This window comes from Herbaspirillum sp. meg3, assembly GCF_002257565.1.
Taxonomy (GTDB): Bacteria; Pseudomonadota; Gammaproteobacteria; order Burkholderiales; family Burkholderiaceae_D; genus Herbaspirillum.
In genome coordinates this window covers 4,971,664-4,992,127 of record NZ_CP022736.1, presented here as the reverse complement: position 1 = coordinate 4,992,127, position 20,464 = coordinate 4,971,664, and the positions used below count along the sequence as shown (strand labels likewise).

The following is a 20,464-nucleotide window of genomic DNA, read 5'->3' as shown; positions in this document are numbered from 1 at the left end:
GAGTAAAGAGAGGAAAGGCAGCATGAGCACGTCATCACCGTCATCCATCGACACTCCCAGCAACGATACCTCCACCGGCGTCAGCAACGACGGCGACCGGCCTTCCACCTCATCTCTCGATCTCGGCGTTATCGGCAACTGTTCTTACAGCGCGCTGATCGACAAGCTCGGCCGTATCGTCTGGTGTTGTCTGCCGCGATTCGACGGCGACCCGGTCTTCAACGCCTTGCTCGACCCCGACGAAAGCGGCAGCTTGTGGAGTTTCGAGCTGGAGAACTTTTCGCACAGCGAGCAGTGGTACGAGCCGAATACGGCCGTGCTCAAAACGCGTCTCTACGACACGCTCGGGCAGGGCGTCGAGATCACCGACTTTGCCCCACGGTTCCCAAGCCGCGGCCGCTTCTTCCGGCCGCAGACGCTGGTGCGCCGCGTGCTGCCGCTAAACGGTGCGCCGCGCCTGCGCGTGCTGCTGCGTCCGCGTTTCGACTGGGGACGTGAAGTGCCGGAAATTACGCGCGGCAGTAATCACGTGCGCTACGTCGGTTCGGAAATGACGCTGCGGCTCAACACCGACGCGCCCATCAGTTATCTTCTGGATGAAACGGCTTTCGTCATCAGCCGCCCGTTCAACTTCTTGCTCGGCCCCGACGAGACGCTGACTGGCGGCATCGGCGACACCGCACGCAGTTTTGAGCAGGAAACCGTTACCTACTGGCGCAACTGGAGCCGCAGTCTCGCCACACCGCTGGAGTGGCAAGCCGCGGTCATCCGCGCCGCCATCACGCTCAAGATGTCGGTGTATGAAGACACCGGCGCCATCATTGCCGCCATGACCACCAGCGTGCCGGAAGCACCGGGCAGTGCGCGTAACTGGGACTATCGCTATTGCTGGCTGCGCGACGCCTTCTTCGTGGTGCGCGCGTTGAACAGCATTTCCGAACTCGGCACCATGGAAGATTATCTGCGCTGGCTCACCAATGTCGTGGTGCGCTCGGCCGGCGGCCACGTGCAGCCGCTGTATGGCATCGGCCTCGAAGAAGCCTTGCCGGAACAGATCCTCGATCACTTGCCCGGTTATCGCCATCACGCGCCGGTACGTGTCGGCAATCAGGCCTACGAGCATTTCCAGCACGACGTCTACGGCAACATCATTCTCGGTGCAGCGCAGGCCTTCCACGATGTCCGCCTGCATCATCGCGCCGGCATCGAGCAGTTCAAGCATCTGGAAGCCGTCGGTGAGCGTGCCTTTGAGATGTACGACCGGCCTGATGCCGGTATGTGGGAATTGCGCACGCGGTCGCGCATCCATACCTCGTCTGCGCTGATGAGCTGGGCCGCCTGCGACAGGCTCGCCAAGATCGCCGTACGGCTTGAGCTGACCGATCGCGCCACGTACTGGATCGAGCGTGCCGACATGATCGGCAAGCGCATCCTGACCGAAGCCTGGAATGAAGAACGTCAGACCTATGCCGAAAGCTTCGGTGGCCGCGACCTCGATGCAAGCGTCTTGCTGATGGTGGAGGTCGGGCTGATTGCGCCGACCGATAAACGCTTCATCGCGACTGTCGACGCGCTGGAAAAATATCTGTGCGACGGCCCTTACATGCGCCGTTACGAAGCACCGGATGATTTCGGCCGCCCTGAAACCGCTTTCAACATCTGCACATTCTGGCGCATCGACGCACTTGCCCGCATCGGCCGCAAGGAGCAGGCGCGCGAAATTTTCGAAGCCATGCTGGCGGCACGCAATCACGTTGGTCTGCTGTCCGAAGACACGCATCCGGTAACCGGCCAGATGTGGGGCAATTTCCCGCAGACCTATTCGATGGTCGGGATCATCAATTGCGCGATGCGCTTGTCCGCATCGTGGGAGAGCGTGATCTGACGCGCGTTTGCCTATGCATATCTTTCCGCCATCTCCGTTTCCATCCGTCCAACACAACAAAAAAGGAGTTTCACCATGTCCCGCCTCGTTGTAGTTTCGAATCGTCTCGCTGATCCGCGCAAGCCGGCGGCCGGGGGGCTGGCGGTGGCGCTGGGTGAAACTCTCAAACGCACCGGTGGTGTCTGGTTCGGCTGGAGCGGCAAGGTTGTCGAAGACGGCACGCCCGGTGAAGGCGCCTTGCATGTCAGTCAGGCCGGTTCCGTCACGCTGGCCGAACTCGATTTGTGCGCCGAAGACCACGACGCTTACTACCGCGGCTATGCCAATGGTGTGCTGTGGCCGGTGTTCCATTACCGGCTCGATCTGGCGCATTTCGAATCCGGTCGTCTCGGCGGGTATCGCCGCGTCAATCAGCTGTTCGCACGCAAGCTAATGCCGTTGTTGAAGCCGGATGACCTGATCTGGATTCATGACTATCACCTGATTCCACTGGCAGCCGAATTGCGCGCCATGGGTTGCGGCAACCGCATCGGTTTCTTTCTCCACATTCCGCTGCCGCCGCAACAGATCCTGGCAGCGATTCCTTCGCATGAATGGCTGATGCGCGCCCTGTTTGCTTACGATCTGGTCGGTTTTCAGACCGAGGCCGATCTGCTGCACTTTTCGCACTACGTCAAAGCCGAAGCCACTGCCGAGACCGTCGGGGTCAGCCAGTTCCGCGCCTTCAACAGCACGGTGCAGGCCAAGGCTTTCCCGATCGGGATCGATGTCGATGACTTTCAGCGTCTCGGCCGTGCCCGCGAAGCGCGCGAAACCTTTGAGACCACGCGCAAGGAATACTCGCGGCGACGCTTGCTGATCGGCGTCGACCGGCTCGACTACTCCAAGGGTTTGCCGCATCGTATCCGTGCTTTCCGCGAGTTGCTGCAGCAGTATCCGGAAAACCGCCACAGCGCGACGCTGCTGCAGGTGGCCTCTCCGAGCCGTGAAGACGTCGATGCCTACGCCGATATCCAGCGCGAACTGGAAAGCCTGTGCGGCTCCATTAACGGCGACTATGGTGATTTCGAATGGATGCCGATTCGTTACATGCACCGCACCGTCGCGCGCAAACGCCTGCCGGGGTTGTACCGTGCCTGCGCGGTAGCGCTGGTGACGCCGCTGCGCGACGGCATGAATCTGGTCGCCAAGGAATTCGTCGCCGCTCAGGACGAGGAGGATCCCGGCGTGCTGGTGCTGTCGCGTTTCGCCGGCGCCGCCGAGCAGATGAAAGAAGCCTTGCTGGTCAATCCCTACGATACGCACGGTACGGCACAGGCGATCCAGCACGCCTTGCAGATGCCGCTGGAGGAGCGCAAGGAGCGCCATGCTGCCTTGCTGGCGCGGATTCGCGAGTTCGACGTGCATTGGTGGTGCCGTAGTTTCTTGCAGACTCTGGAACAATCCCGCAACGACGCCTAGTTTTTTCTTTCTTTTGCAATAATCTTTGCAATTTGTTGCTTTTAGGAACGCTTGTCCAGGCCCTTGCCCGGCCTCGGCGGGCCTGACTTGCGGCGGACTCGTAAAAACGCCTGAAAAACCTTTATAATTCAGGGTTTTGGACGATTTTTGCCGGAGTAATTCATGCCGATTTACGCGTATCGCTGCGAAGCGTGTGGTTTTGCCAAAGATGTACTGCAAAAGATGTCTGACGACGCGTTGACCGTTTGCCCGTCCTGCAACAAGGACAGCTTCAGAAAACAACTGACCGCCGCCGGCTTCCAGCTCAAGGGTTCGGGCTGGTATGTGACCGATTTCCGCGGCAATGGCAGCGGCGTTGCCAACAGTACCGGCGCGACCGGTACCGCCTTGCCTGCAAGCGAAGCTCCGGCGTCTTCTGATGCCGCCGGCGGAGCTTCTGCACCTGCCGCCTCCACAACTGCGGCAGCACCGGCGGCCGCTCCTGCTGCCGCTGCTGCTCCGAGTACGCCGAGTGCCCCCAGCGCTCCAAGTACGCCAAGCGCTTCCTGAGCAAAACCGCGAAAACCCATCCCATGCGTAAATACTTCATCACCGGTCTGCTGATCCTTGTCCCGCTGGCAATCACGGTGTGGGTGCTTAATCTGATCATCGGCACCATGGATCAGTCCCTGCTACTGCTGCCGGAAAGCTGGCGGCCGGAAGCGCTGGTCGGTTTCCACATTCCCGGCCTGGGCACCATCCTTACGTTGCTGATCATCTTCATCACAGGTCTGGCTACGCGCAACTTCATTGGCCGTCAGGTGGTGTCGTTGTGGGAAGGTTTGCTGACCCGCATACCGGTGGTCAAGTCGATCTACTCCAGCGTCAAGCAAGTATCCGACACGCTGTTCTCGTCCTCCGGCAATGCGTTCCGCAAGGCCGTGCTGGTGCAGTATCCGCGCCAGGGTTCGTGGACCATCGCTTTCCTGACCGGTATTCCCGGCGGTGAAGTGAAGAACCACCTGCAGGGCGACTATGTCAGTCTGTATGTGCCGACCACGCCGAACCCGACCTCGGGATTTTTCCTGATGGTGCCACGCGCCGATACCGTCGAGCTGGACATGAGCGTGGACGAAGCGCTCAAGTACATCGTCTCTATGGGTGTTGTCGCGCCGGAGATGCAGGCGGACAAGAAGATCATCACGGATATCGCAGGCGACGCGGCCAACCATAATTGACGGGGCGTTCAGCGCCTCTGCGTCATCATGACCGCGCTGTTCTGCCCCGCCTTCGCCCGCCCGCATTAAAGAACACACAAGAACACAAAAACTGAATCAAACGAAACTGAAAATCGGAATAACGGAACCTGAATATGTCCATGCGAACTCAATACTGCGGCCTCACCACTGAGGCACTGCTCGGCCAAACTGTCAGCCTGTGCGGCTGGGTGCATCGTCGTCGTGACCACGGCGGCGTGATCTTTATCGACCTGCGCGACCGCGAAGGTCTGGTGCAAGTCGTCTGCGATCCTGACCGCGCCGACGTGTTCAAGAACGCTGAAGCCGTGCGCAACGAATTCTGCCTGCGCATCACCGGCGTTGTGCGCAACCGCCCGGAAGGCACCGGCAACACCAACCTGAAGTCGGGCAAGATCGAAGTGCTGGCGCACGAACTGGAAGTGCTGAACCCATCGGTCACGCCACCGTTCCAGCTGGACGACGACAACCTGTCGGAAACCACACGCCTGACACATCGCGTGCTGGATCTGCGCCGTCCGCAAATGCAAAACAACCTGCGCCTGCGTTACAAGGTTGCGATGGAAGTGCGCAAGTTCCTCGACGCGCAAGGCTTCATCGACATCGAAACACCGATGCTGACCAAGTCGACACCGGAAGGCGCCCGCGATTATCTGGTGCCGTCGCGCGTGAACGCCGGCGAGTTCTTCGCGCTGCCGCAATCGCCGCAACTGTTCAAACAGTTGCTGATGGTCGCCAACTTTGACCGTTACTACCAGATCACCAAGTGCTTCCGCGACGAAGATCTGCGCGCTGACCGTCAGCCTGAATTCACCCAGATCGATTGCGAAACTTCGTTCATGAATGAACAGGAAATCCGCGATCTGTTCGAAGGCATGATCCGTCTGGTCTTCAAGAACGTGCTCGACATCGACCTGCCGGACCCGTTCCCGGTCATGGACTTCGCGACAGCGATGGGCATGTACGGTTCGGACAAGCCTGACATGCGCGTCAAGCTGGAATTCACCGAACTGACCGACGTCATGAAGGATGTCGACTTCAAGGTCTTTGCTGGCGCAGCCAACAGCGAAGGCGGCCGTGTGGTCGGCCTGCGCGTGCCTGGCGGCGCAGAAATGCCGCGTTCGGAAATCGACGCCTACACCCAGTTCGTCGCCATCTACGGCGCCAAGGGTCTGGCTTACATCAAGGTCAATGAAAAGGCCAAGGGCCGCGACGGTTTGCAATCGCCGATCGTCAAGAACCTGCACGATGCCGCACTGGCCGCCATCATCGAGAAAACCGGCGCGCAAGACGGCGATCTGATTTTCTTTGGCGCCGACAAGATCAAGGTCGTCAACGATGCGATCGGCGCGCTGCGCGTGAAGATCGGTCACAGCGATTTCGGCAAGAAGAACGGCCTGTTCGACGACGTCTGGCGTCCGCTGTGGGTGGTTGATTTCCCGATGTTCGAATACGACGAAGACAACCAGCGCTGGGTCGCGCTGCATCACCCGTTCACTTCGCCGAAGGATGGTCACGAAGATTTCATTTCGACCAACCCGGCAGCCGCTATCGCCAAGGCCTATGATCTGGTGCTGAACGGTTGGGAAATGGGCGGCGGTTCGGTTCGTATCCACCGCGCTGACGTACAAAGCAAGGTGTTCCGCGCACTGAAGATCAACGACGAAGAAGCACGCCTGAAATTCGGCTTCCTGCTGGACGCGTTGCAATACGGCGCGCCTCCGCACGGCGGTATCGCGTTCGGTCTGGATCGTCTGGTGACCATGATGGCCGGCGCCGAATCGATCCGCGACGTGATCGCTTTCCCGAAGACCCAGCGCGCGCAAGATTTGCTGACGCAAGCACCGTCGGCGGTCGACGAGAAGCAATTGCGCGAATTGCATATTCGTTTGCGCAATGCGGAACCTGCGATCAAGGCCTAAGTCTTGGCAATACCGTCCGCGCCTTGGCCCTGATCGGCGCGGACAAAAAAAGAAGGCGCATGCAGCAATGCATTGCGCCTTTTTTCACGTCCGCGTTTTTTGTTGTTGCCACCTGTTCGCACCGTGGAATGCTTTGCTGTGAGCAGCCCGATGTCTGTGCATCGGTGAAGCCGGCGTGACGAATGGGTATAAATCTTTTACGCATGCATGCGCTGCAAGCATGGCGACATGCGCAGATATCATTTCCGGCTTGCTTCTTGCTGACCCTATTATCCAACGCATGTCCATGTGTTCAATCTAAGGGGGGAGATCATGCAAACCAATACTGCTTATGCTGCTGCACCGATTGTTGTCAGCGGCGACCAACGACGGCGAGCGATTGTCGCCACCGTGATCGGCAACGGGCTCGAGTGGTTCGACTTCACTGTCTACAGCTTCTTCGCCGTCATCATTGCCAAACTGTTTTTCCCGACTGGTAACGAGCTGACGTCGCTGTTGCTGGCGGTGGCGACTTTCGGCGTGGGTTTTTTCATGCGCCCGGTCGGTGGTATCTTGCTCGGCATCTATGCTGACCGCGTAGGTCGCAAGGCAGCTTTATCGCTGACGATTTTGCTGATGGCGGCCGGCACGACGCTGATCGGTCTGGCACCAACGTATGAACAGATCGGCCTGTTTGCTCCCCTGATCATCGTGGTCGCGCGCTTGCTGCAAGGTTTCTCCGCAGGTGGCGAAATGGGCAGCGCTACCGCCTTCCTCACCGAGTACGCACCGGTCAAGGAGCGCGCGTTTTATTCCAGCTGGATCCAGGCCAGCATCGGCGTGGCCGTGTTGCTGGGTGCTGCAGTCGGTACCTTTGTCACCAGCAGTCTGAGCCCTGAGGCGCTGGCGAGCTGGGGCTGGCGTCTGCCTTTCCTGCTGGGCATCATCATCGGCCCGGTCGGCTATTACATCCGTCATCACCTCGACGAAACGCCGACTTTCCTTGAAGCCAAGGACAAGACCGATTCGCCGCTCAAGGAAATCATCAGCAATTTCCCGCGCGAAACGCTGGCGAGCTTTTCCATGGTGATTCTGTGGACGGTCTGTACCTACGTGCTGTTGTTCTACATGCCAACCTATTCGATCAAGGTGCTGAAGCTGCCGCAGTCGACCGGTTTCATCGCCGGCATGGTCGGTGGTCTGTGCATCATGGTGTTTGCGCCTGTCGTCGGCCGCATCGCTGACCGCTTCGGCCGACGCGGTTTGTTGTCCGGTGCGGCGCTGCTGATTTTGCTGTTGGCGTATCCGATGTTCGCCTATATCAACGCGGCGCCGGGTTTGTTCTCGTTGCTGATTTTTCAACTGGTGTTCGGCATCCTGATTGCCACCTACACCGGCCCGATTCTGGCGGCATTCTCCGAACTGTTCCCTGCTAAGGTGCTGTCGACCGGTTTGTCGGTTGCTTACAACCTGGCGGTGACCATTTTTGGCGGCTTTGCCTCGTTCTTCATCACCTGGTTGATCGCGGCAACGGGCAGCACCATGGCGCCGGCGTTCTACGTCATGATCGCCGCCGCCATCAGTTTCGTCGGCACCCGTTTTGTGCGTGAGCCATCGTATTTGCAACAAGTTTAATTTCTCATTTTTCCATGACCAAGATTCTCCTGCAGGGCGGCAACGTCCTTGATCCGGCCCAAGGCAGTTTGCTGCTCCGCCACGATGTTCTGATTGAAAACGATCGCATCATCGATGTGTCGTCGACACCGATTAATGCGCCTGAGGCCAAGCGTATCGATGTCAGCGGCAAGACCGTCATGCCCGGCCTCATCGATTGCCACGTCCACGTGCTGGCTTCGCTGGCGAACCTGGGCGCGAATGCGCTGCAACCAGGGTCATTGACTTCGATCCGCGCCTTGCCGATTGTGGAAGCGATGCTCAATCGCGGCTTCACGACGGTACGTGATGCCGGCGGCGCCGACTGGGGACTGGCGCAAGCCATCGCCATCGGACTGGTACCGGGCCCGCGAATTTTTCCATCGGGCAAGGCTTTGTCGCAAACCGGCGGTCATGGGGATTTCCGTCCGCGTTCTGATGTGCTGGAGCCGTGCTCCTGCGCATTCCGCGCGGGTGCAATTGCCCGCGTGGCGGACGGCGTCGATGCCGTGCGTCTGGCTGCGCGGGAAGAAATTCAGAAGGGTGCAACGCAGATCAAGATCATGGCGTCGGGTGGCGTCGCGTCGCCGACCGATCCGATCGGCAACACGCAATACAGTGAAGACGAAATCCGCGCCATCGTTGCCGAAGCGGAAGCGGCACAGACTTACGTCATGGCACATGCTTACACCGGACGCGCCATTTCGCGCGCCGTGCGTTGCGGCGTGCGTACCATCGAACACGGCAATCTGGTGGATGCCGACGCGGCACGCATCATGCGCGAGCATGGCGCCTTCGTGGTGCCGACGCTGGTGACTTATGATTCGCTGGCGCGCGACGGTGCACGTCTTGGCTTGCCGGCCGATTCGGTTGCCAAGATCGAATCGGTGCGCCAGGCCGGCCGCGATTCGCTGAAGATTTATGCCGAGCATGGCGTGCAGATGGGCTTCGGCTCCGATCTGCTGGGCGAGATGCATCAGGATCAGTCGCAGGAGTTCGTCATTCGCGCCGAGATCCTCGGCAACCTGGAAGCGATTCGTTCGGCAACCTCGATTGCCGCCGCCATCCTGCAACGCGAGGGCGAGCTGGGCACCGTCCGTGCCGGTGCGCGCGCCGACCTGATCGTGGTCGATGGCAATCCGCTTGAGGACATCCGTCTGCTGGCGGGGCAGGGCGAGCATCTCTCGCTGGTCATGCAAGGCGGCTATCTGCATCGCAGCAGTATTTGAGTAGTACCTGAGCCGGTTTTGAGCAGTATGTAATTCGGTGCCTGCCGGGCACGCTTTTCGCTCTATGATGGGGTTCTGAGTAGTTTGTTTCTTTGTCCCTTGTTCGACCACGGACCCCATCATGCGTATTTCTCCACTTCCTCCTTTGCCGTCGCTGATCGCGTTTGAGGCTGCCATGCGGCACAGCAGCTTCACGCGCGCCGCGGCAGAGCTGCATCTGACGCAGAGCGCCATCAGCCGCCAGATTGCGCAGCTCGAACGTTTCCTCGGCAAGAAGCTCTTCATCCGCGAACCGCGCGCCTTGCGGCTGACGGTCAGCGGCCAGCGTTACGCCGAAGAGGTGCAGCGGTTGCTGGTTGGTTGCGCCGAGGTCACCGAAGACATCATGAAGCGCAAAGGACACAGCGAACTCACCGTCGCCTGTTCTTCCGGCGTTGCCGTGCTGTGGCTGACCCCGCGTCTGGCGCGCTTCCGGGCGCTGCAGCCGGAGTGCCATCTGAGGCTGATCGTCAACGACAGCCTGGCCGCTTTGTCGGAAACCGATTTCGACATGGGTATCTACTTCCTGCGCGACGGGCCACCGTCGGGTCTGGCGGTGCGGCGGCTGTACGATGAAGAGGTCTTCCCGGTCTGCTCACCGGCTTATCTGGCCGGGCGCACGCTGACACCCAAAGACTTGTTGCAGGAAACCCTGCTCATGCAGGAAGACGGTCAACGCCAGTGGTTGTCCTGGCAAAACTGGATGGCGCAGAACGATCTCGCCGACGTGCGCATCGAGCATCAGATCCTTTCCAATCAATATCCGATTTTGTTGCAACTGGCGATGGAAGGGCACGGCATCGTCCTGGCCTGGCGCCACATGATCGATGCCTGCATGCGCGAAGGCTTGCTGGTGCGCGCCTGTGAAGCGAGCGCCAGCCTGGGCGGTGGTTATTACGCGGTGTGGCCGCGCGACCGTATCGAGCACGCGGCGGCACGCAGCTTCCGCAACTGGCTGGTGGAAGAGAGCGCGGCCTCGATGGAAGCATGACTGTGCGCACCGCAGAATCTCCGCTGACGATACAATGAGCGTTGGCAACGTTGTCACATGCTCAAGAGAAATGAACCGTCCATTTAAAATTCCCGAGTCCGTCCTGGTGGTTATTTACACCGAACAACTCGACGTCCTCCTGATCGAACGTACTGACAAGGCCGGTTACTGGCAGTCGGTGACGGGTTCCAAAGACACGCTGGATGAGCCGCTGGCAGAAACCGCCCGGCGCGAGGTGGGTGAAGAAACAGGTATCTTGGTCAGTGACGAAATCAGTGTTTCGCCGACAGCCGCCAATCGGGTTCCGTGCGATCATCTGCTGGACTGGCAGTTGTCCAACGTGTACGAAATTTATCCGGTCTGGCGGCATCGCTATGCACCGGGTGTGACGCGCAATACCGAGCACGTGTTCGGCTTGCTGGTGCCGCAGGGCATTCCGGTGACGCTGGCGCCGCGCGAGCATACGCGTTACCAATGGTTGCCGTATCGCGAGGCCGCGGATCAATGTTTTTCACCGTCGAATGCAGAGGCGATTCTGCAGTTGCCGCAATATATTTCTGCACCAGATCGCTCCCAATAAACAGCAACATCAACAAGGGGTTTTGCCGATCTATGAAGTTACGCATCGCCACTTACAATATCCACAAGGGCGTCACGTCCTTTGGCGGACGCCCGCGCATTCATGCGCTGAAGCAGGCGCTGACGCAGCTCGACGCCGATTTGCTCTTTCTGCAAGAAGTGCAGGGACGGCACGACCGCATCGCAGTACGCCATGCCGCGCACTGGCCGCAACAGTCTCAACACGAATATCTGGCCGGAGAATCGCATCATTCCGCCTATGGCATGAACGCGGTGTACGACCATGGCCATCACGGCAATGCCTTCCTCTCGCGTTTTGCCATCGCTTCTTCGCGCAATCAGGATGTCTCTGATCACGCCTACGAGTCGCGCGGCATCCTGCATTGCGTGGTCAATATCGATGGCGTTGAAGTGCATTGCTATGTCATCCATCTGGGTTTGTTTGCGCGTAGTCGCCATCGCCAGACTGCTGCACTGATTGAGGCCGTACGGGCGTCATCGCCGCCGGATGCGCCACTGATCATTGCCGGCGATTTCAACGACTGGGGCAACAAGCTCAGTGATTTCCTGCGGGTTCGCCTGGGCGTCACCGAAGTCTTCGAGCAGCAATCCATGCCGCATGGTTTGATGGGCTATCTGCGCAAGCTCGGCGGCATGCGGCAGGTGGCGCAACCGGCGCGCACCTTCCCGGCATCAATGCCTTGGCTGCGGCTGGACCGCATCTATCTGCGCGGGTTTGAAGTGGAGTCAGCGCAGGTCATGCGCGGTGGATTGTGGGCCACGCTGTCGGACCACGCGCCCATTGTCAGTACCTTGCGCTTAAAATGACGTCAACGCTACCTTCGCGGACTTTTCCCTTGTCCTCTCTGACGTTTATTTTTTCTTCCCCGGCCTCGCTCTCACTCTCACGATGCGTGTAATCAGCTATAGCGGGGATAACAACGTTACGCTGTTGCGCAGCGGTGCGGAATTCTTTCCCGCGCTGATTGCGGCCATCGATGATGCTCATGTCGAGATCTATCTCGAAACCTACATTTTCCGCATCGACGATACCGGCATTCTGGTGCGTGACGCTTTGACTCGCGCGGCCAAGCGGGGCGTGATCGTCAGCGTCATCACCGACTGGGTTGGTACCGGCCGCGTCAGCAGCAAGCAAGTCAAGGCCACGCTGGTCGAGGCCGGCGTGCAGCATCGATCTTTCAATCCCTGGTTCCGACGCGGCGTTGCACGTAGCCATCGCAAGTTGTGCGTGGTGGATCGCAAATGGGCGTTTGTCGGGGGGCTCAACATCATTGACGATTTTGTCGATGACGCAAATCATTCGATCCTGCCCGCACCGCGCTGGGATTTCGCGGTGCAGCTCAATGGCCCGCTGGTCGAGGCGATCCATGAAGAGATGCAAAACCAGTGGATACGCACCGGCAAGATGAAGCTGCGTGCGCGCTGGGATAAATTCAAAATGGCGCGCTACACCCGGCACGGTACCGAGCCGGGGCAGGCGTTGGCAGGGCTGGTGGTGCGCGACAACCTGCGTAATCGCCGCACCATCCAGCGCGCCTATTTGCAGGCGCTGGGACGGGCGCGCGAGACTGCTTTTCTGGCCAATCCCTACTTCGCACCGGGCCGCAAGCTGCGCCGGGCGCTGGAAGAGGCCGCCATGCGCGGCGTGAAGGTGACTTTGCTGCTCGGCGTGGGGCAGTTCTATCTGCAGGATGCCGTGGCGCATTCCTTCTATCCGAAACTGCTGCGGGCCGGTGTGCGCATCATCGAATACACCAAAACCCAGTTGCACGCCAAAGTTGCGGTCATCGACGATGAGTGGGCCACGGTCGGCTCCAGCAACTATGACGGCCTGAGCCTGTTCGTCAATCAGGAGGCCAACGTGGTCGTCAGCGATGTCGACTTTGCGCATACTCTGCGCAATGAAATCGAAGTCGGACTGAGCGAAGGCAGGCTGGTGCAGTTGCAGGATTTCGAGCATTCGCCGTGGTACAAGAAGCTCTGGTACGGGGCTGCCTTCCTGTTCTATCGCGGCGTCATCCATATCATCACGATGGGGCAGGACGCCTGATCCGGATTTCTTGTCACTGTCTTTACACAGGTTTGTTCGATAATGCAGTTTTATTTTTGCCTGTGGTCGGGTAATTGTGTCGCTGCAACGAAATTCCTATTCAATCAATAAAAACAATTAATTTCTCATTTTTAATTAATTTAATTAAAGTTCATGCCATGGCGCATCAAGCTGTCCATAGATGATCTCGGCTGGGCTGAAAGTGTTAGCGAGTTTAGCGTCAAGACATTGAACGGAATATCGGACCCCTGGAGGTTCATTCTTTTTTTACCAATTTTTCGCGGTTCATTCCGGGCCGCGACCACACAAGGAGACTTCATTATGTCAACCGAAGCCAAGTGCCCAGTTCACCATGCCGCCGGTGGCGGTACGACCAACAAGGATTGGTGGCCAAACCAGCTGCGCGTTGACTTGTTGAGCCAGCATTCCAACAAGTCCAATCCACTGGGCGAGGCGTTTAATTACGCCGAAGCATTCAAACAGCTGGACTACAAGGCGCTCAAGGCTGATCTGGTCAAGTTGATGACGGACAGCCAGGATTGGTGGCCGGCCGATTTCGGTCATTATGGTCCGCAGTTCGTCCGCATGGCTTGGCATGCGGCGGGCACTTACCGCACTTTGGATGGGCGCGGCGGCGGCGGGCGTGGTCAGCAGCGTTTTGCACCACTCAATTCCTGGCCTGACAACGTGAATATTGACAAGTCGCGTCGCCTGCTTTGGCCTATCAAGCAGAAGTATGGTCAAAAAATTTCCTGGGCTGACTTGCTGATTCTGACTGGTAATGTGGCGCTGGAGTCCATGGGTTTTCGCACTTTCGGCTTTGCCGGCGGTCGCGCCGACGTGTGGGAACCGGATACAGACGTGAACTGGGGCGCGGAAACGACTTGGTTGGCCACGGACAAGCGCTTCTCCGGCGACCGCGAACTGGATGAAAACCTGGGCGCGACGCATATGGGGCTGATTTACGTGAACCCGGAAGGTCCGAACGCCAGCGGCGACTATATGGCTGCAGCCAAGGATATCCGCGCCACGTTTGGCCGTATGGCGATGAACGATGAAGAAATCGTTGCCCTGATTGCCGGCGGTCACACTTTTGGCAAAGCCCACGGTGCTGCACCGGAATCGCACAAAGGGGCGGAGCCTGAGGGTGCGTCGATAGAGGCGCAGGGCTTGGGCTGGGTCAGCAATTTCGGCCTGGGCCACGGCAAGGACACTGTCTCCAGCGGTCTGGAAGTGACTTGGACCAAGACCCCGGCGTTGTGGAGCAACAACTTCTTCGAGAACCTGTTCAAGTACGAATGGGAACTGACCAAATCGCCCGCCGGTGCGAAGCAGTGGGTCGCCAAGGATGCCGAGGACATCATCCCGGACGCGCACATCAAGGGGAAATTCCACAAGCCCACGATGTTGACCACCGACCTGACGCTGCGCTTCGACCCGGAATTCGGCAAGATTTCCCAGCGGTTTTCAGAAGACCCGCAGGCCTTTGCCGAAGCCTTTGCCCGCGCCTGGTTCAAACTGACGCACCGCGACATGGGGCCGCGTGCACGCTATCTGGGGCCTGAGGTACCGGCTGAAGAACTGATCTGGCAAGATCCGATTCCGGCGGTGGATTACAAGCTGGTGGATGCCGCTGACGTGGCTGCACTCAAGGCCAAGGTGCTGCTCTCCGGCTTGTCGGCGAGCGAACTGGTCGGCACTGCATGGGCGTCAGCCTCGACTTTCCGTGGCTCGGACAAACGTGGTGGCGCCAACGGTGCGCGTATTCGCCTGGCTCCGATGAAGGATTGGGACGTCAACCAGCCGGTGCAACTGGCCAAGGTACTCAAGACGCTGGAGGGTATTCAGTCCGATTTCAATCAGTCGGCCACGGGCGGCAAGAAGATATCGCTGGCCGACCTGATTGTGCTGGCCGGCAGCGTCGGGGTGGAGCAGGCGGCCAAGGCCGCAGGTGTCAACGTGACCGTGCCATACACACCGGGACGTAACGATGCACGGCAGGATCAGACGGATGTGGATTCCTTTGCTGTACTTGAACCGAGGGCTGACGGTTTTCGTAATTACGTTGGCAAAAAGTCGAGTGTGCCAGCGGAGGTCTTACTGATCGACAGGGCACAGTTGCTGAATTTGACTGCACCCGAGCTGACAGTGCTGATCGGTGGCCTGCGTGCGATCAACATCAACGTTGGCGGCGTCAGACACGGTGTGTTCACTACTACGCCGGGCGTGCTGAATAATGACTTCTTCGTCAACCTTCTCGATATGGGTACGCAGTGGAAAGCACTGGCGACCGATGCAGAGGTGTTTGAGGGGCGCGACCGCAAGAGCGGCGAAGTCAAGTGGACGGGCACACGGGTAGACTTGGTCTTTGGCTCAAACTCCGTACTGCGTTCTCTCGCCGAGGTCTATGCCGAATCCGATGCAAAGGAAAAGTTCGTCAAAGACTTCGTCGCGGCCTGGGTCAAGGTGATGAACGCTGATCGCTACGATTTGGCGTAATGAGATGAAAATGGCGTGGGTACACGCCGTTTTCAATCCTGGCTCAGAGATGAGTCGTCACAATGAAAGCGATGCACTTGAATAGGTGTATCGCTTTTTTACTTCAACCCGCCGGTGTTCTTCATACGTGTTTTTTCGATAGCCACATATCCAGCTTCGCTATAGACAAAAATCTTTGAATAAATGTGGTCTTCATACCGAAAATCCACCGTATCGCCATCGCCCCTGAAATGGACTAAGATGGACGTCCCGGATTTCAACAAGCAAGTCAGTCCACCCCCGGAAAGACTTCGGCTATTTAATCAAAGGAGTGAAACATGGATGACGTCGTTATTGTTGCAGCACAGAGAACAGCAGTCGGTAAGTTCGGCGGTTCCTTGTCGAAAATTGCCGCCTCCGATCTGGGCGCGCAAGTCATCAAAGCCTTGCTGGCGAAGACAGGCATCAAGCCTGAAAGCATCAGCGAAGTCATCCTCGGCCAGGTGCTGACAGCCGGCGTCGGCCAGAACCCGGCGCGCCAGGCGGTGATTCGCTCGGGCTTGCCTGATATGGTGCCGGCCTTCGTGGTCGGCAAGGTGTGCGGCAGCGGCCTGAAAGCGGTGCAATTGGCAGCGCAGGCGATCAAGTGTGGCGACGCACAGATCGTGATTGCCGGCGGCCAGGAAAACATGAGCGCCTCGCCACACGTACTGAACAATTCGCGCGACGGTTTCCGCATGGGCGACGCCAAGCTGACCGACACCATGATCGTCGACGGCCTGTGGGACGTCTATAACCAATACCACATGGGTATCACGGCCGAAAACGTCGCCAAGAAATACGATATCTCCCGCAAGGAGCAGGACGAGTTTGCCGCCGCTTCGCAAAACAAGGCCGAAGCTGCGCAAAAGGCAGGCAAGTTCAAGGATGAAATCATCCCTATCGAAATCAAGAGCAAAAAAGAAACCATCCTGTTCGACACCGATGAATTCATCAAGCCTGGCGTCACCGCCGAAGCGCTGGGTACCTTGCGTCCTGCTTTCGACAAGGAAGGCACTGTCACTGCCGGCAACGCGTCGGGCATCAATGACGGTGCTGCCGCCGTAGTCCTGATGTCGGCCAAACTGGCGGCGGAACTCGGCTTGCCGGTGCTGGCCAAGATCAAGTCGTATTCGTCGGCCGGTCTGGATCCAAGCATCATGGGCATGGGCCCGGTGCCGGCGTCGCAACTGACCTTGAAGAAGGCCGGCTGGACACCACAAGACCTGGATCTGATGGAAATCAACGAAGCCTTTGCCGCGCAAGCGATTGCCGTCAACAAGCAAATGGGTTGGGACACCAGCAAAATCAACGTCAATGGCGGCGCGATTGCGATCGGTCACCCGATCGGCGCGTCAGGCTGCCGCGTGCTGGTCACGCTGTTGCACGAAATGGTTCGCCGTGACGCCAAGCGCGGTCTGGCCAGCTTGTGTATCGGCGGCGGCATGGGTGTGGCGCTGGCAGTCGAGCGCTGATCCCGATTGTCCGCATCTTGGTAGTATGGTGTCAACGATGCGGGCGAGTCGCTAACGTAGTCGTTATGTAGAATGTGCCGGCCTTGATGGTGAATCATCGAGGCCGGCATTTTTATTCCTTCGAGCAGAAACATGGAGACCACCCGCATCGATAAATGGCTTTGGGCTGCGCGCTTCTTCAAGACGCGGTCATTGGCGACCGACGCCGTCGAGCGTGGCAAGGTGAAGTTCAATGGCGACCGCACCAAGCCTTCACACAATGTAAAGGTCGGCGATACCTTGCTGATCGACAACGGCGCCACCGAATGGGAAGTCGTGATCTGCGGCATCGCTGAAAAACGCGGCTCGGCGGCGGTAGCGCAGACGCTCTACGGCGAGACGGCGGCCAGTGTTGAAAAGCGCCGCCTGACGACGGAGCAACATCATTTTTTCCGTGAACCGGCTTCCGCCCTGAAAGGCCGTCCGACCAAACGCGACCGGCGCTTGCTGGATCAATCTTCTTCCTGACCCCTTCCCGACGTCGGCCTTCCTGCGCGTATGACTTCGTTTTCTATGGCTATTGCGCCGGTTACGCTCGGGGTTGAATGTGGTCATGTTCGTGCCGCTTGCGCACCGTTTCCCAATCGCAAGATTGCCGTCCGGCTTCTGCGTTGTATTAGCGCCTCTTGCTTCTCAAAGTAAATCTGCAAGCCCGTCATTTTTTGTTTGACATTTATCGGGCAATGAATAATAGTACGACCGTTCGCATAAAAAATTCTGAGCTGCCCAGGTAAGCTGAATACAACAATAAAGACCGGTGCAGCACGTAGCAGTTGGCGTTTTTCGAGATACAGCAATGATTGAGACATCATCCTCCGTGACACGGCCGAAGTTCATGCGCAAGGGCGAGCTGACGCGCGCCGCCATTCTTGACGTGGCGCTGGAGCTTTCCAGCCGCGACGGCCTGGAAGGCCTCACCATCGGTTTGCTCGCTGAAAAAATGAAGATGAGCAAATCCGGTGTGTTCGCCCATTTCGGCTCCCGCGAAGATCTGCAAATCGAAGTGGTGCGCCTGTACCACCATCGCTTTGAGCAAGAAGTTTTTTACCCCAGCATCAAAGAGCCGCGCGGGCTGCAACGCCTGCAAGGCATGTTCGCGCGCTGGGTCAAGCTGGTCAGCGTGGAAATCGCGCTCGGCTGCATCTACATCAGCGGCGCCGTCGAATACGACGACCGTCCCGGCGCCATTCGCGACCACCTGGTGGCGATGGTGCAGGCATGGCGCGACGCGCTGCATCGCTGTATCAATCAATCGATGGAAATGGGCCACCTGCGCGACGACATCAACGTCGAGCAAATGGTCTACGAAATCTACGGCCTGATTCTGGCGCTGCATCACGATGCGCGCTTCCTCAAGATCCCGGGCAGCGTAGAGCGTGCACAGGCAGGTTTCGATCGCCTGATCGACAGCTACCGCAATCCGCAAGCACCGCAAGTTTCAGCGACCACAAAGGTCGCGGGCAGCAAAGGTACGAAAAGTACCAGCGCGGCTGCCAAAAAAGCCGCTTAGTTAGTTTGAGCTTTAAATATTACTGAGTCCTATCCCGACTCATTTCCTGATTCATCAGTTCTGCCGGAGACAAAACATGCCCCAATACAACGCCCCCCTTCGCGACATGCAATTCGTTCTGCATGAGTTGCTGAAGGTAGAAGACGTCCTCAAGACTTTGCCGGCGCACGCCGACACCAACCGTGAACTGATCGACCAGGTGCTGGAAGAGGGCGGCAAGTTCACCTCGCAGGTGCTGTTTCCGCTGAACCACTCGGGTGATCGCGAAGGCTGTACCTACAACAAGGAAACCAAGACCGTTACGCCGCCAAAGGGTTACAAGGAAGCCTACAAGCAATACGTCGAAGCCGGCTGGGCGGCGCTGTCCTGTGATCCGGAATTTGGCGGTCAAGGCCTGCCGCTGGTGATGAACAACTCGTTCTACGAGATGCTGAATTCGTCCAACCAGGCCTGGACCATGTATCCCGGCCTGTCGCACGGCGCCTACGAGTGCATCCATGCGCATGGTTCCGACGAGCAAAAGGCGCTGTACCTGCCGAAGCTGATCTCCGGCGAATGGACCGGCACCATGTGCCTGACAGAAGCACATTGCGGTACCGACCTGGGTTTGCTGCGCTCGAAGGCTGAGCCGCAAGCCGACGGTTCCTACAAGATCACCGGCAGCAAAATATTTATTTCTGCCGGCGAACACGACATGTCCGACAACATCGTCCACCTGGTGCTGGCGCGCCTGCCGGATGCACCGCAAGGCTCCAAGGGCATCTCGTTGTTCATCGTGCCGAAGTTCATGCCGAACGCCGACGGTTCGCTGGGCTCGCGCAATCCGATCACCTGCGGTGCCATTGAAGAAAAAATGGGCATCCACGGCAACGCCACCTGCCAGATGAATCTGGACGGCGCCGTGGGCTGGCTGATCGGCGAACCGCACAAGGGTTTGAACGCCATGTTCGTGTTCATGAACGCCGCGCGTCTGGGCGTCGGCATGCAAGGCCTGGGTCTGACTGAAGTCGCCTACCAAAACGCGCTGGTCTACGCAAAAGACCGCATCCAGATGCGCAGCCTGTCGGGCGTCAAAGCACCAGACAAGGCGGCGGATCCGATCATCGTCCATCCTGACGTGCGCCGTATGCTGCTGACTGCCAAGGCGTATGCCGAAGGCGGCCGCGCATTCTGCTCCTACGTTGCGTTGCAACTGGACAAGGAACTGAACCACCCGGACGAAGAAGTCCGCAAGGAAGCTGCCGACCAGGTCGCGCTGCTGACGCCTGTGGTCAAGGCCTTTATCACCGACAACGCGTGGATCGCGACATCCGAGTGTCTGCAAGTCTACGGCGGCCATGGCTACATCTCCGAATGGGGCATGGAGCAATATGTGCGCGATGCCCGCATCAACATGATCTATGAAGGCACCAACACCATCCAGTCGCTGGATTTGCTGGGCCGCAAGATCCTGATGGACAACGGCGCCAAGCTGAAAAAATTCGGCGCACAAGTTCAGGCTTTCATCGAAGACAACGGTACCGACGAAGCGATGTCCGAATTCATCTCGCCGCTGGCTGACATCGGCGACAAGGTCAGCAAGCTGACCATGGAAATCGGCATGAAGGCATTCCAGAATCCGGATGAAGTGGGTGCCGCCGCCGTACCTTATCTGCGTGTCGTGGGCCATCTGGTTTACGCCTACTTCTTTGCCCAAATGGCGAAGATCGCGCTGGAAAAGCAGGATTCGGGCGACAACTTCTACAAGTCCAAGCTGGCGACCGCACGTTTCTACTTTGCGCGCCTGTTGCCTGAAACCGCGACCCTGATCCGTCAGGCGCGTTCGGGTTCTGCCAATCTGATGGCTTTGGACGCGGATCTGTTCTAAGCGTCCTCATCT

General features: G+C 58.5%; 16 protein-coding genes. All 16 read left to right on the top strand.

Translation table 11 applies throughout. From position 1 onward, the window contains the following. The first annotated feature begins 22 nt into the window (after positions 1–22). Positions 23–1,885: a glycoside hydrolase family 15 protein gene (locus hmeg3_RS22430; RefSeq protein WP_232511778.1), complete on the top strand. Its 1,863-nt coding sequence runs from the start codon at positions 23–25 to the stop codon at positions 1,883–1,885. A 75-nt stretch (positions 1,886–1,960) separates the two neighbouring features. Continuing rightward, a complete protein-coding gene (otsA, locus tag hmeg3_RS22425; RefSeq protein WP_094565715.1) occupies positions 1,961–3,346 on the top strand; it encodes an alpha,alpha-trehalose-phosphate synthase (UDP-forming) in 1,386 nt (461 codons plus the stop codon). Between the two features lie 162 nt (positions 3,347–3,508). After that, on the top strand, positions 3,509–3,895 hold the full coding sequence (locus hmeg3_RS22420) for an FmdB family zinc ribbon protein (protein WP_094565714.1): 387 nt from the start codon (positions 3,509–3,511) through the stop codon (positions 3,893–3,895). A gap of 23 nt (positions 3,896–3,918) precedes the next feature. Next, positions 3,919–4,563 carry a DUF502 domain-containing protein gene (locus tag hmeg3_RS22415; RefSeq protein ID WP_094565713.1) on the top strand — a complete coding sequence of 215 codons (645 nt, stop codon included), beginning with the start codon at positions 3,919–3,921 and terminating at the stop codon, positions 4,561–4,563. Between the two features lie 134 nt (positions 4,564–4,697). Next, the gene (gene aspS, locus hmeg3_RS22410) at positions 4,698–6,503 is read left to right on the top strand and encodes an aspartate--tRNA ligase (RefSeq protein ID WP_094565712.1); all 1,806 of its coding nucleotides are present in this window, start codon (positions 4,698–4,700) and stop codon (positions 6,501–6,503) included. Between the two features lie 312 nt (positions 6,504–6,815). Next, positions 6,816–8,117 carry an MFS transporter gene (locus tag hmeg3_RS22405; RefSeq protein WP_094565711.1) on the top strand — a complete coding sequence of 434 codons (1,302 nt, stop codon included), beginning with the start codon at positions 6,816–6,818 and terminating at the stop codon, positions 8,115–8,117. Positions 8,118–8,131: 14 nt separating this feature from the next. Then, positions 8,132–9,364 (top strand): amidohydrolase family protein, encoded by a 1,233-nt coding sequence (locus hmeg3_RS22400; RefSeq protein WP_094565710.1) that lies wholly within the window; start codon positions 8,132–8,134, stop codon positions 9,362–9,364. A 121-nt stretch (positions 9,365–9,485) separates the two neighbouring features. After that, positions 9,486–10,394 (top strand): LysR substrate-binding domain-containing protein, encoded by a 909-nt coding sequence (locus tag hmeg3_RS22395; RefSeq protein ID WP_094565709.1) that lies wholly within the window; start codon positions 9,486–9,488, stop codon positions 10,392–10,394. A gap of 70 nt (positions 10,395–10,464) precedes the next feature. Continuing rightward, positions 10,465–10,974, top strand: a complete 510-nt coding sequence (gene nudB / locus hmeg3_RS22390) for a dihydroneopterin triphosphate diphosphatase (protein ID WP_094565708.1) — start codon at positions 10,465–10,467, stop codon at positions 10,972–10,974. Between the two features lie 32 nt (positions 10,975–11,006). Then, entirely contained in the window at positions 11,007–11,801 is a 795-nt protein-coding gene (locus hmeg3_RS22385) for an endonuclease/exonuclease/phosphatase family protein (RefSeq protein WP_094565707.1), read from the top strand. Between the two features lie 82 nt (positions 11,802–11,883). Then, positions 11,884–13,044: a cardiolipin synthase ClsB gene (gene clsB, locus hmeg3_RS22380; protein ID WP_094565706.1), complete on the top strand. Its 1,161-nt coding sequence runs from the start codon at positions 11,884–11,886 to the stop codon at positions 13,042–13,044. A 321-nt stretch (positions 13,045–13,365) separates the two neighbouring features. Further along, positions 13,366–15,543 carry a catalase/peroxidase HPI gene (katG, locus tag hmeg3_RS22375; RefSeq protein ID WP_094565705.1) on the top strand — a complete coding sequence of 726 codons (2,178 nt, stop codon included), beginning with the start codon at positions 13,366–13,368 and terminating at the stop codon, positions 15,541–15,543. Positions 15,544–15,860: 317 nt separating this feature from the next. Then, positions 15,861–17,036 carry an acetyl-CoA C-acetyltransferase gene (locus hmeg3_RS22370; protein WP_094565704.1) on the top strand — a complete coding sequence of 392 codons (1,176 nt, stop codon included), beginning with the start codon at positions 15,861–15,863 and terminating at the stop codon, positions 17,034–17,036. Between the two features lie 132 nt (positions 17,037–17,168). Continuing rightward, positions 17,169–17,543 carry an RNA-binding S4 domain-containing protein gene (locus hmeg3_RS22365; RefSeq protein WP_094565703.1) on the top strand — a complete coding sequence of 125 codons (375 nt, stop codon included), beginning with the start codon at positions 17,169–17,171 and terminating at the stop codon, positions 17,541–17,543. A gap of 328 nt (positions 17,544–17,871) precedes the next feature. Beyond that, a complete protein-coding gene (locus hmeg3_RS22360; RefSeq protein ID WP_094565702.1) occupies positions 17,872–18,585 on the top strand; it encodes a TetR/AcrR family transcriptional regulator in 714 nt (237 codons plus the stop codon). A 76-nt stretch (positions 18,586–18,661) separates the two neighbouring features. After that, positions 18,662–20,452, top strand: a complete 1,791-nt coding sequence (locus tag hmeg3_RS22355; protein WP_094565701.1) for an acyl-CoA dehydrogenase C-terminal domain-containing protein — start codon at positions 18,662–18,664, stop codon at positions 20,450–20,452. Positions 20,453–20,464: the final 12 nt, after the last annotated feature.